This window comes from Orenia sp. (assembly GCF_055140805.1).
Genome location: NZ_JBSQYM010000084.1, coordinates 1 through 13,362 on the forward strand (window position 1 = coordinate 1; position 13,362 = coordinate 13,362).

The following is a 13,362-nucleotide window of genomic DNA, read 5'->3' on the forward strand; positions in this document are numbered from 1 at the left end:
CCTGTAATCTTTTTGTTTTGTGGTGATTCAATTATATTACAGTTCGGTCCACTATGGAATTTTTTATTTAGTTCAATTTGATTTTACAATGAAGCAAAAAATAATTTTTCTATTTATCTCGATAATTTCAAAGTATTAAAACAAGGAGGTGAAGTAAGCTTATGAATGAAAATTTTAATGTTGAAAATCAAGAAGTAAAAAAAGAGTATACAGCCCCTTTATTTGAGCAAGAAGAAGGTATGAACTTTTCTGAAGAAGTATGGGAAGAGTTTAATGGGGGTAATTGGTGCTTTGGTTGTACTAATTGTAATTGTAATTAATTCAAAGAAAAGTAGAGACAAAAATGGTCTCTACTTTTTACTATAGAAAGAGGTTGATGAAATTGAAAAAGAAAATAAGTGGTAATTGGCATAGTGTAGTTATCTGGAAAGATTATATTATAGGGTATATAGCTGGTGGTTTTCAAATATTAGATAAATATACTCAACAAGAGGTTGGATATATCCCATTTTATAATTTTGCAGGTCTTTTTATGATTGAAGGTCAAGTTTATATAAAAGATAAAGAAGATAGATATTATAGCTTAAATAGTTTAAAAGAAGAATTTGAACTTATAGAAATAGACAAGCCTAAATTGAGTCAAGATAAGGTATTAGATATAAAGATTAATGAGTTATCAGGATTGCTAGAAGATATAAGAGCATATGATTGTAATGATAGTATTATTACTATAGCTTATAAGCAAAAAGGAATTGATTTTTATACTAGAGATGGTGAAAAAATTACCCATTTTGACTTTCCGGGTTATTCTTTTATTGATGATATATATTTAGAAGAGAATAAACTTTATATAGCTGATGTTTTTGGATTAAGAATATTAGATATATCTAATTTAGAAGAATTGAGTTTAGATGACAGCAATATCTGTAAAGGTTGGCCCAAAGATGTAGCAATTAAAGATAATCTAGTTTTTATTGCTGATGTTTTAGGAGTTAAAATTTATAATAAGGATAATGATTTTGAATTTATAAGTAAAGTTGAAAGTAATAGAAATAGAATAGCAAAAATAATAGTTGACAATAATTATATCTTCATGTCCTGTGAAGCCACTGGCTTAAAGATAGTAGATATCTCAGATATTTCAAAGCCTAAGATTATTGGTGGTATTGTTTTGACTAAGGGGCTTTGGGATAGTTATATTTATGATAATTATCTATATTTAGCGGCTTACACTGAAGGGCTTATTAAAATAGATAAAAGTAGTATTAAGAAGCTCAAAGAGGAAGAAAGGTTTAAGAATTGTGGAGAATGTATAGGAGTATATGCTAATGAGAAAGCGGTATTTGCTGCTTGTTCTTATGATGGTTTTAAGATTTTAGACCATAATCTAAAGCTGATAACTTCTTTTAATAAAATAGCAGATAGATGTTGGACTCTTCTAGAAGATAATAATATTTTATATGTAGCATCTGGTTCCGATGGAGTCTTTATATTTGATATAAGTAATTTAAAATCTCTCAAATTAATTACTAGGCTTAAAACTCAGCAAGCACGAGATTTAGTATTAAGAGATAATTTATTATATATTGCTGATGGAAGGAATGGGGTAGTGGTGTATGATATTAAAGATATAATGAATGCAACGCTAGTTAGAGAGGTACCTGCATCAGCTTTTACTAGGGGGGTTATGGTAGATGAGGAGTTTATTTATAAAGCAGATGGTGATGGAGGGGTAGAGGTTTATGAAAAATAATAATTAAAGGTAGATTAATAAAGGAGGCTGAAAAAATGAAAAATTATATGGTTGCAATTTATGATGTATCAAATCCATGTAATTATAGATGTACATATTGTAGAAATGATTGGGATGATAATAAAAACTTAAATCATACTAAATTAGAAGATATCAAGAACATAATTGATAATATTTCAGGACATGGTTTTAAAGCAATTAGTTATACAGGTGGTGAATTCTTCTTGATTCCTTTTTGGCGTGAAGTTCTCTCTTATGCTAAAGAAAAAGGTTTGATAAATCAAGTAATCACTAATGCTGCATTAATTAAAGATGAGGATATTCAATTTTTAGAAGAACACGTCAAGAGAATTAATGTTTCCTTTCACAGTTCTAATAAAAAATTATATAAAGAGATTATGGGAATTAAAGATAATTCAGTATTTGATAAAGTGATTAATAATTTAAAAGCAATTGCTCAAAGTAAGATGGAATTAGGAATCTTCTTTTCACCATTAAGATCTAACTATGAAGATTTTTATAAGACTATTAGAGATTTGCAGAAAGAAGAGATTGAAATAACAGATGTCAATCTCAATCGGATTTTACCTGTGGAGAATGCTAAAGATTTTTTTGCTGAAGAGAAGCCACTTGGCTACTTTGAGCATAGAGTTTTAATACAACAACTGATTCAGATTAATAAGAAGTTAGGAATTGATGCTTTTGCTGAAGCTTATCCTATTTGTTATTTAGATAAGATAATATCTGATAAAGAATTAATTAAGAAGATAAATCGACCTTGTATAGTAGGAAGAAAGGCGATAGCTATTGATAGTGAGGGCAATCTCAAGATTTGTCCTTGTACTGCTCATTTAATGTCAGCTACAATTAAGGATACTAAAGAAAGAATAGTAGGGGATAAGATAATTAAAGAATTTAATAATGATCAATGGAGAAATAATTATTGTGATGACTGCTCTGATTGGAGAGACTGTTTAGGTGCCTGTCATTCATCACAAGGAGCTGTCTTTTCTGATGACAATCTATTAATTGATGATGAAGTAGAGCTTAAAGAAGGAATTGAGGATGATTTTTTTGATTTATTAATTGATTTATATGATCCATTTTTAGGTTCATCATTTAGAAATGCCAAAATTGCTTATACTGTCTTTTCTAAGAATAAATATAAGCACCCTATTGGTATTATTGCTTTAAAGGAACCATCTTATGCAAATTATTTTCTTGAAATAGCGATTATTCCTCAATTGAAAGGTAAATATTATTCTTTCCTAATTCTAGAGAAGTTATCTGAATTGCATCCTAAAATAACAAAGGTTGGTTGGACATCTCACAAAGCAAATTTACCCTCAATGAAGGTATTGCAAAAACTTCGTGGTGGTTTTTTTGAAGATACAGTTAAAAGAAAACGGCGAAAAGAAGGAGAAGGTTTTTATAGAGTAGAAGGAAAGGCTACAAAAAAGATGAGGAAGTCCCTTAACAAACAAATCCAGTTAACTAAGCCCAAATTTGAAGAGTGGTTAAAAGATTATAAAGAACGTGATGAAGAACAACGGAAACTAAAAAAATATCTGGAGGAATATAATGAGAATAATTGATGCCCATTGCCATATTCATAAGAAAGAATGGGTTAAAGTTAACAATAGTAGAGATTTTATTATTAAACATTTTAATTTTATAGCTGATGAACAGGTTATATTGAGTAATATGGAAGAGGCAGGTATTGATCAAACAATAATATTTCCTTTACCCAGTATAGGGGTAGATTTAGAAAAATCCAATCATTATACTGTTGATATCGCTAATAAATATCCAGATAAATTGATTCCTTTTACAGTAATAGATAATAAGCCAGAATACTGGTTAAAAAAAGGTGCTAAAGGATTTAAAGAGCATAGTTTTGGTCAGAGAATACAAAAGGATAATAAGGGAAATGATATCTTTTCTCAAAAGTTTAAGAATACTTATAAATTTATGGAAGAGAAACAATTGCCATTGTTATTACACGCTGGAGTTAATAAAGTAGAAAGATTAAAAGAGGATATATTAAAGGATAATCCAAAATTGAAAGTAATTGTAGCTCATTTAGGAGCTGATTATTTAAAATCTAATAAATATATGCCTGAAATAAATAATATTAGTGATATTTTGAATGAATTAAAAGAATATCCTAATATTTACTATGATATTTCTACAATTAAAGAGAAAAATATTTTAATTAAAGCTTTAGAAATTATAGGAGTAGGCAGGATTATATTTGGTTCTGATTTTCCTTATGAAAAACCTGATGAAACTTTAAAAAGATTCAAATTACTAGATTTTTTAAGTGAACGTGATAAAGAAAGAGTGTTATATAAAAATATTAATATAATATTAAAGGAAGTAGATGTAGATGGATAAAAAAGGAAGGTTTATATTTGATAAAAGACCAGCTAAAGATAAAGAGTTAAATAGGTTGATAAAACTAAGTCAATTATACGAAGAAGATATGAAAAAATTATTTAATGAATTTAAGGAATTTAATTTTAAAAGAATTATAGACATTGGAGCTGGTACAGGTCATACAACAGTTCTATTAAAGAAAATATTTCCTAAAGCTGAGGTAACATACTGTGATATATCCAAAGATTTATCAGAGTATGCTAGAAAATTATCAGAAGATGAAGGGGTAGAAGTTCATTTTATTCAAGAAGATATTTTAAAATGTGATAATATTTCTGGGAAATATGATTTTGTATTCTCAAGATTTGCCCTAAAACATATCTTCAATCCTATTTTAGCTGTTAAAAATATGGTATCTTTGCTTAATGAAGGTGGGATTATTCAATTAGTAGACAAAGATGTTTCAGCTAATATTTGGTTTCCTAGATTTCCCCTATATAAGACAGATTATATGAAAGCATTAAATAAATATAATCAAGGGCAGAATAGAGGTGGAGACCCTACCATTGGAAGAAAGCTTAGCTATCTCTTGAGTCAATTTGGGGTAAAAAAGATTAAGGTAAGGGCTAATGGAAGGAATTTGATAGAAGATAACAACAAAACATACAGAGATATTCTGGTAGAAGTCTATGAAAATTTACTTCCTGAAATGATATCTAAAGGCTATATAACAGAAGAAGAGTCTAATAAAGATATTGAAAATTTCAAAAATTTCCTTCATAAAAAAAGTAATTTGGCTATAGTTTTTGATTTTATTATAACAGGGGTGAAGACAAATGGAGCAGAATATAATGAAGACCGTGATGTCTCTACGCAATATGATTGTAGAGATGAATGATAAAAAAATTTCATTAAAAAGGATCACTAAAACATCTTCTTTATTATTGATGAGTGGTCTTTCTAAAAACTCAATGCCAATTAAGATAATCAATCGTTGTATAGAAGAACAGCACCAAGATGGGGGATGGGCTGGTATAGGTGATACAATGTGGAATGCTTTTTTCTTGAAATTAATTGATGAGAATAAGTTTGAAGATAATATAAATAGAGCGTTAGCTTTTGTCCAAAGTAAGAGGAATAAAGAAGGCTTATGGGGGCGTTCTGATAGGGATATAAGCAGAATCCCAGTGACTGGTTTGTATTTCTACCTATTTAAAGAAGTAGCAGAAGAAAAAGATTTAAATTTATTAGAAGAATTATGGATTAAAGAGTTTGGGGGAATTACATATAAAGCTGCCTATACTCTAATGGCATTTAAGAATAACAATTATAAACCAGAAAATAAAGAGTTAATAAAAGATACAATTCAATGGCTAATTGACAACCAAGAAGATGATGGGGGATTCTCACCTTGGAAGGAGCATCCAGTTGATTCCAATATATTCTGTACTGCTGTAGCAACTATAGGTTTATTGCAATATAAAGAGTTAGTTGAAAAAGAGGTTTTTAATAAAATTTATCAATGGTTAATTAGTAAACAATTAAAGAATGGTATTTGGAAGTATCATGAAATAGAAGATGGAGCATCATGGGGACTATTTGCAATGGTAAATTTAATAAAAGAGAAAAATAATTGAGGCGATTAAAATGGCTAATATTCTATTAACTTATCCTAAACCAGAATATATAAAAGGTGCACGATTTGGTTTCTCCCTTAGTTTACTATACATATCATCTCTTCTAAAAGAGGCTGATCATAGTATTGACTATAAAGATTATTCAGTTGAAATTTTTAATAAAAATGAATTATCAGAATTATTAAAAGAGATTGATTTAGTAATTGTTGAATTTGATAGTTTCCCCTTAAAAAGAAGTAATAATTTAAACAATGCTAACGACTTAATTAAATTCATAAAAAAAAGTAACTCTTTAATTAAAATTATTGCATTTGGGAAAGATTTAGCTTTATTCCCTAGAGACATTAAAGGTATCGATTTTACCTTTAAGACAGAAATAGAGAACAATATAGTTGAATTAGTAGATGAATTGCTAAAAGATAATTATATTTTAGAAAATATAGATAGTGAATTAGTTGACTTAGATAAGTTACCCATGCCAGATAGAGGATTACTCTCTACTTTTGCTGAACATGGTGGTACCATAAACAGAAAAGATAACTTAGCTAAATCTACTTTAATTGAAACCAGTAGAGGGTGTTTAAATACTTGTGCTTTCTGCCAGAGACAAGGTTGGAACTCAAAATTTAGAACACATTCTATAGAGTATATTTTAAAAGAATTTAATTATATTAAGGATAAAGGTTATATCAATGTATGGATTAAAGATGATAATTTTACTTTTAATTTATCTAGAGCCAAAAATATACTTAAAAGTCTTATAGATAATAATTCAACTCAAAATATGAAAATTGCTTTAAGCAGTTGGACAAAGATTGACTATGAGTTGTTGGATTTAGCTAAAAAAGCTAATGTATCTTTAGTTAGTTTTGGAATAGAATCAGCAAATAAAGAAATCTTAGATTTTTATTGTAAGAATATTGATTTAGATCATGTCCAAAAAATAATTACCTATGCTGATAAAATAGGTATTTATACAGTAGGAAATTTTATTATAGGTGCTCCGATGGAGACTGAATATAGTATTGAACAAACTTTTAAATATGCTTTAGATGTTCCCTTTGATCAAGTAAATATAAAAACATTAGATTATATGGCAGGGTCTAAATTATATAACGACTTAGAGAAAGAAATTACAAGAGCAAAAAGACATATTTTTGCTTGTAAAGAAAATGACCTAAATCAATTCCCACTTAAAACCCTAAAGAAAAAAATATCAAATTTTAATAATAATTTTAGAAAAAGCAGGAAAGAACATTTTACTAAGAAGGTGCTAAAGTTTGGATTACCATATGAACTTTTAAAGTGATTATTTTAAATTTATAAGCTATACTGTAATTTATTAAGTTATCTTGATAAGATTGATTGTAAAATTAAATTTATAAAGGAAAGATATTTTAGGAAATACCCTCTGGATTTTTCGGAGGGTATTTATATTTTGATTTTAAATCTATATACTTACTTTTATAATATTAATTATGAGTTATAACTTTCACAAATAATAACTTCTCCACATTTTAATGTTTATTTCTTTCACTTTTGGATATAGTATTGTAGTAATGGTTTAAAGCATATCTCTGCATCAAGAATAATATAATCATAAATTAATAAGAAATCAATTAAATCCTTGTTAAATAAAGGATTATAAAGGTTTTTGTATAATAAGTTATAGAGTGATGTTTTGGCCAGAAATATTAGAAAAGGAAGTGAAAAGGCTATGGCTACGGAAATGAAATACTCTACCGCTATCAAAGGTGCTTCTTTTTTATATTTAGAATTAAAGAAGTTAGCTAAACTTAAAGTTAACAATTCTGATATAAGTATTAAAGAGTTAAGGAAGAAAGCAGTAGAAGAAAATATATTTCAAGTGGACACAGTTAACAGAAGAAAGACAATTGCTAGAGCTATTATTAAGAGGATAAAAGTTTTAGATGATTATCTAATTGATAGATTAATTGATGGAACAATTGAGACCAGTAAACAGATAGCGATGTATTCCATCTTAAAGACTGATAGGTTATTTTTTGAATTTATGAATGAGGTATATTTAGAAAAATATTTGCTGAAAGATCCTATCTTAGAAGATAAAGATTTTAATATCTTCTTTCAAAACAAGGCAGAGCAGAGTGAAAGAGTAGCAGGGTGGACAGATTATACCTATTATAAGCTAAAGCAAGTACTTATCAGAATATTATTTGAAGCTGGTTTTATAAAAAATCAGAAATCAAGAGAGATTGTTAGACCTATTATTAATAAGGAACTAGCGGATTATCTAGAGAATATAGGAGATAAAAAGTATCTTGGAGCTATGCTGTATACATATTAATTAGTAGCCACACATAACTAGCTACAGGTTTAAACCTGTGGCTATGAAAAGGGCTAAGGAGGATAAGTTATGCAAGATATATGTGAAAAGTTAGATAAGATATTACCACGGATAAAAGAAGAGAGCTTTATGGAAGGAAGAGGATTGGGCAATGAAATTGGTTATTATGTTTTTGACTATGAACCTCAGCATGAGTTATTAGTAAGAGACCATATTGAATTTATAAAAGATAAGATTAATAGTAGAAATTTTGATTTTAATATAGTTGAGTTTGATTTATATAATATCATGCTAAAAATTTTAGAAGAAAAGGGCTATTTAGAAAAGACCATAGAAATGGAAAAAAGGTTCAATAAAGCTAGGATATTGAAGGCTACTCAGAGAACTTTAAAGTTGTTAGATGATAATAATTTATTAGTACAGTATATAACAGAAAGAGTAGAAGAAAATAATATTGTATTTTTAACTGGAGTAGGAAAAGCATGGCCTATTATTCGTTCTCATACGGTTCTTAATAATTTACATGCTGCTTTAGATACTGTACCAGTAGTAATGTTTTTCCCGGGAAATTATAATGGAGCAGAATTGAAGTTGTTTAATGAGATAAAGGATGATAATTATTATCGTGCTTTTAGATTGGTGGATTAGAGGATATTACTATATATGCCACGGGTTAAAATCCGTGAGTAATGGATGATAATAAATGATAAAATATCATACCTATATAGCTACGGGTTTAAACCCGTAGCTAAAGAGGTGATAATATAATGACATAATAACCACAGGTTTAAACCTGTGGTTGGTTAAGAGGAGGGTAAATATATGAAGTTACGTGAAATATTTTACAAAGATATTGGTCGTGATATTAAAGGGGTTATTAAGGTAAGTCAGAAGGATGATGAGAATATAACACAGGAGTTAGAAGAGTATGTAGTAACTAATGAACTTTCAGGTTACTTTAAAAAGTTTTATGATAGTTATTCTAAAGGTGTAGATGGCTTTACTGATAAGATGGGAGTTTGGATTTCTGGTTTCTTTGGTTCTGGTAAGTCTCATTTTCTTAAAATATTGTCTTACTTACTAGAGAATAAGGAAGTTAATAATCAAGAGGCTATTAATTATTTTGATGATAAGCTAGATAATAATGAGATATTAAATAATATAAAAAAATCTGGAGAGGTTAGTACTGATGTAATACTTTTCAATATAGATTCTAAAAGTGCTTCAAATAGTAAATCAGAAAAGGATGCTATTGTAAAAGTATTTAAAAAGGTTTTTGATGATTATTTAGGATATTGTGGTGATATACCATGGCTTGCAGAATTAGAACGGAGAATGGATAAAGACGGTGTTTATGGTGATTTTAAAAAAGCCTTTGCTAGTATAACAGGAGATAGTTGGGAAGATAGAAGGCATGATTTTTATTATGAAGAGGATGCTATTATTGAAGCTTTGACTGAGACTACAAAGATGAGTGAGGAGACTGCAAGGAATTGGTACTATAATGCAGAGAATAATTATAGTTTAAGTGTAGAGAAGTTTGCTCAATTAGTAGAGGAATATATTGAAGAACAGGATGATAATCACCATGTAGTATTCTTGGTAGATGAGATTGGTCAATATATTGGTGATGATACTCAGCTAATGTTAAATTTACAGACAGTTGTAGAGGATTTAGGAACTCACTGTGGAGGAAAGGCTTGGGTATTAGTAACTTCACAGCAAGATATTGATTCTATTACTAAGGTTCGTGGTGGGGACTTTTCTAAGATTCAAGGTAGATTTGATACTAGATTAAGTTTATCTAGTGCTAATGTGGATGAAGTTATTAAGAAGCGTATTTTACTTAAAAAGGATAGTGTAAGTGAAACATTAAGACTACTTTATAATGATAAGAGTTCCATTCTAAAGAACTTAATCACATTCTCTGCTGATACTGCTGAGATGAAGAATTATAGTAATGCTGAGGATTTTGCTTCTGTATATCCTTTTGTTCCATATCAGTTTAATCTTTTACAGAATGTATTCAACTCTATTCGATTACATGGTTCTTCAGGTAAGCATTTATCTGAAGGAGAACGTTCGTTGCTTAGTGCTTTTAAAGAGTCTGCACAACTTTATGCTGATGGTGAATTGGGTAAGTTAATTCCATTTTCAGCATTTTATAATTCAATTGAATCTTTTTTAGATTCTACAGTAAGTAGGGTAATTATTCATGCTCAAAATAATGATAGATTGACTGAGGAGGATGTTGAAGTTCTAAAGGTATTATTTATGATTAAGTATTTAGATGAATTACCTTCTAATATTGAAAATTTAACTACTTTAATGGTTAGTAATATTGATGAAGATAAATTAGAGTTAAAAGAGAGAATAGAAGCTTCATTAAAGAGATTGGTTAAGGAGTCATTGATTCAGAAGAATGGTCCTGAATATATCTTTTTAACTAATGAAGAGCAAGATGTTAATAAGGAGATTAAGAATACTAAAGTAGATGTAGGAGAAGTAATTTCAAAGATTGGTGAGATTACTTTTGAAGAGGTTTATGCTAATAAAAAATACCGTTATAATAAAAAGTATGATTTTGGTTTTAATCAAATAATTGATGATAAGCATCGAGGTAGGCAACGCGAAGAGATAGGAGTTCAAATCTTGACTTATTACTCTGAATATAATGGTAAAAGTGAGAATGAGTTAAAGTTAATGTCTGCTGGTGAAAATAATGTAATTATTAAATTACCTGAGAAGAGAGATTTAATTGATGAGATAGAAGAATCTTTGCAATTGAGTACTTATCTTAAGAAAAAGGGTGGTACAGCCCAGACTGAAACAATAGAGAATATACTTAATTTAAAGTCTAGAGAGTTAAGAGAACGTCAACAGAGAGTTAAAGATATGTTGGTTGATAACTTGGGTCAAGCAGATATTTATGTTCGAGGTGAAAAGTTAGATATTAAGAGTAAAGACCCAGTAGAGAGAATCAATCAAGGTTTTAACTTTTTAGTAGAGAGTATCTATAATAAACTTAATTATATTAGTGAATTTACTGAAAGTAATAGAGAGTTAGCAGACAGACTGAATAAGAAGAATGTTGAGCTTACTTTAGATAATAAGGTTGCTAATCATTTGGCTATTGATGAAGTTAGAACTTATATTGAGCGGCAAGATGTACGCAACTTAAAGACTAATATGAAGAGTTTAATTGATAGATTTAGTGCTGTTCCTTATGGTTGGAAAGACCCTGATATTGCAGGAGTAGTAGTTGATTTATTTAGAGAACAGGAAATTAAGTTGACTTATAAGAATGAAGTTATCAATAAAGATAATGATAGATTAATAGATTATTTAACAAAAGGAAGATATATAGAGGGGCTTGTGATTAATAAAAGAGTAAAGGTAGATAGTAGATTAATTAATATAGCCAAGGAGTTGGCTAGAGACTTATTTGAAATAACTTCACTAGCTAATGATGAAGATGGCTTAATGGAAGATATGAAAAGACTAATGGATAGTGAAATTCGTGAATTAGACAGATTATTATTTAATTATAGTAATAAAGAGAAGAAGTATCCCGGAAAAGAAAATCTTAAAGTAGGAAAAAGACTATTGGAAAACATCTGTAAAATAAAAGATTCTTTAGATTTTTATCAAGAATTAGAGCGGTTAGAGGATGAGTTATTAGATTATGTTGATGATGTAGAGCCGATTAAGAACTTCTTTAAGACACAAAAAGAACATTTTGATGCTGCAATTAAAACCCTTAATATCTATCAGAAGAATCAATCCTATGTACTTGATGAGAAGATTAAGGAGATAATTAAGGAACTAAGAGATATTGTGGACAGTGAGAAACCATATTCTAAGATACACCTGATACCTAGTTTGAGAGATGAATTTAATAATAAATTTGCTGATTTGTTAGATAAAGAGGCAAAGCCAGTCAAGGATGTAATTAAAGCTGACCGTCAGAAGGTTAAAGATGAGCTAGATAATGCAAGCTTGGCAGGTGATTTTGCAGAGAGATTATTAACTGAATTTGATAGATTGTTAGATAGAGTAGATAGTGCTAATGATATTTATGAAGTAATCGCAATGAAAGAAGAGAGCGATAGAATGAAATTGCGTCAGATGAATATAATCGATGCTAAAGTTAAAGCGATAGAAAAAGCTAGTAAAGAAAAAGAGTATAAAACAAACAATAAAGATATTTCACCTCAGTCTAACGAAACACCAGAAGCACCACAGTATAAAGCTAAAGAAACTAAAAATGTTAGCTTAAATAATATCTTGCATGGTGCTCAAATTATAGAGAGTGAAGAGGATATAGAAGAAGTAGTGGATGTGATTAGAAGAACATTAAAAGATGAACTTAGTGAAGATGTAAGGGTGAAATTGGTGTAGAAGTATGTATGTTATGTATAGCATGGGAATATATACACCACGAGAATATATATATACACCACGGGTTAAAACCCGTGGGTCAAAGGGGATAATAAACATAATAATATCCATATTGCCATAGGTTGTATATATGCTACGGATTAAAACCCGTAGCTAAAGGAAATAACAATAATAGCATAATAGCCACAGGTTTTAACCTAGCATAATAGCCACAGGTTTTAACCTGTGGCGGTCTCGGTGTCATGGGTTTCAACCTGTGGTGAATGTAGTACCATATATGTGCCATAGATAGTACACCACGGGTTAAAACCCGTGGGTCAAAGGGGATAATAAACATAATAATATAATATCCATATTGCCATAGGTTGTATATATGCTACGGGTTAAAATCCGTAGCTAGAAGTAAATAACAACAATAACATAATAGCCACAGGTTTTAACCTGTGGCGGTGTCATGGGTTTCAACCTGTGGTGAATGTAGTACCATATATGTGCCATAGATAGTACACCACGGGTTAAAATCCGTGGGTCAAAGGGGATAATAAATATAATAATATAATATCCATATTGCCATAGGCTGTATATATGCTACGGGTTAAAACCCGTAGCTAGAAGTAAATAACAACAATAACATAATAGCCACAGGTTTCAACCTGTGGCGGTGTCATGGGTTTTAACTTGTGGTGAATGTAGTACCATATATGTGCCATAGATAGTACACCACGGGTTAAAACCCGTGGGTTAAAGGGGATAATAAACATAATAATATAATATCCATATTGCCATAGGTTGTATATATGCTACGGATTAAAACCCGTAGCTAAAGGAAATAACAATAATAGCATAATAGCCACAGGTTTTAACCT

The 13,362-nt window shown here is 29.4% G+C and carries 10 protein-coding genes; all 10 read left to right on the top strand.

All coding sequences use genetic code 11. From position 1 onward, the window contains the following. Positions 1–161: 161 nt before the first annotated feature. The 10 genes from ACTCDL_RS09470 (at position 162) to brxC (ending at position 12,496) form a co-directional block, all read left to right on the top strand. On the top strand, positions 162–320 hold the full coding sequence (locus ACTCDL_RS09470; protein WP_463176060.1) for a hypothetical protein: 159 nt from the start codon (positions 162–164) through the stop codon (positions 318–320). Between the two features lie 62 nt (positions 321–382). Further along, the gene (locus tag ACTCDL_RS09475) at positions 383–1,753 is read left to right on the top strand and encodes an LVIVD repeat-containing protein (RefSeq protein WP_463176062.1); all 1,371 of its coding nucleotides are present in this window, start codon (positions 383–385) and stop codon (positions 1,751–1,753) included. 35 nt (positions 1,754–1,788) lie between these two features. Then, positions 1,789–3,348: a radical SAM protein gene (locus ACTCDL_RS09480; protein WP_463176063.1), complete on the top strand. Its 1,560-nt coding sequence runs from the start codon at positions 1,789–1,791 to the stop codon at positions 3,346–3,348. Continuing rightward, the gene (locus tag ACTCDL_RS09485) at positions 3,335–4,150 is read left to right on the top strand and encodes an amidohydrolase family protein (protein WP_463176064.1); all 816 of its coding nucleotides are present in this window, start codon (positions 3,335–3,337) and stop codon (positions 4,148–4,150) included. The genes ACTCDL_RS09480 and ACTCDL_RS09485 overlap by 14 nt, the downstream gene beginning before the upstream one ends. Then, positions 4,143–5,030: a methyltransferase domain-containing protein gene (locus ACTCDL_RS09490; RefSeq protein WP_463176066.1), complete on the top strand. Its 888-nt coding sequence runs from the start codon at positions 4,143–4,145 to the stop codon at positions 5,028–5,030. Before ACTCDL_RS09485 ends, ACTCDL_RS09490 begins: the two co-directional genes overlap by 8 nt. After that, complete coding sequence (locus ACTCDL_RS09495; RefSeq protein ID WP_463176067.1) at positions 4,996–5,769, top strand: prenyltransferase/squalene oxidase repeat-containing protein; 774 nt, start codon at positions 4,996–4,998, stop codon at positions 5,767–5,769. Before ACTCDL_RS09490 ends, ACTCDL_RS09495 begins: the two co-directional genes overlap by 35 nt. Before the next feature lie 10 nt (positions 5,770–5,779). After that, complete coding sequence (locus ACTCDL_RS09500; protein WP_463176068.1) at positions 5,780–7,078, top strand: B12-binding domain-containing radical SAM protein; 1,299 nt, start codon at positions 5,780–5,782, stop codon at positions 7,076–7,078. A 372-nt stretch (positions 7,079–7,450) separates the two neighbouring features. Next, on the top strand, positions 7,451–8,095 hold the full coding sequence (locus ACTCDL_RS09505; protein WP_463176070.1) for a DUF1819 family protein: 645 nt from the start codon (positions 7,451–7,453) through the stop codon (positions 8,093–8,095). 69 nt (positions 8,096–8,164) lie between these two features. After that, entirely contained in the window at positions 8,165–8,743 is a 579-nt protein-coding gene (locus ACTCDL_RS09510) for a DUF1788 domain-containing protein (RefSeq protein WP_463176071.1), read from the top strand. 174 nt (positions 8,744–8,917) lie between these two features. Next, positions 8,918–12,496: a BREX system P-loop protein BrxC gene (brxC, locus tag ACTCDL_RS09515; RefSeq protein WP_463176072.1), complete on the top strand. Its 3,579-nt coding sequence runs from the start codon at positions 8,918–8,920 to the stop codon at positions 12,494–12,496. Positions 12,497–13,362: the final 866 nt, after the last annotated feature.

Bases quoted from the DNA above. Each gene is read 5' to 3' on its own strand.
- ACTCDL_RS09470 (WP_463176060.1), top strand. From the start codon at position 162: ATGAATGAAAATTTTAATGTTGAAAATCAAGAAGTAAAAAAAGAGTAT.
- ACTCDL_RS09480 (WP_463176063.1), top strand. From the start codon at position 1,789: ATGAAAAATTATATGGTTGCAATTTATGATGTATCAAATCCATGTAAT.
- ACTCDL_RS09485 (WP_463176064.1), top strand. From the start codon at position 3,335: ATGAGAATAATTGATGCCCATTGCCATATTCATAAGAAAGAATGGGTT.
- ACTCDL_RS09490 (WP_463176066.1), top strand. From the start codon at position 4,143: ATGGATAAAAAAGGAAGGTTTATATTTGATAAAAGACCAGCTAAAGAT.
- ACTCDL_RS09495 (WP_463176067.1), top strand. From the start codon at position 4,996: ATGTCTCTACGCAATATGATTGTAGAGATGAATGATAAAAAAATTTCA.
- ACTCDL_RS09500 (WP_463176068.1), top strand. From the start codon at position 5,780: ATGGCTAATATTCTATTAACTTATCCTAAACCAGAATATATAAAAGGT.
- ACTCDL_RS09510 (WP_463176071.1), top strand. From the start codon at position 8,165: ATGCAAGATATATGTGAAAAGTTAGATAAGATATTACCACGGATAAAA.
- brxC (WP_463176072.1), top strand. From the start codon at position 8,918: ATGAAGTTACGTGAAATATTTTACAAAGATATTGGTCGTGATATTAAA.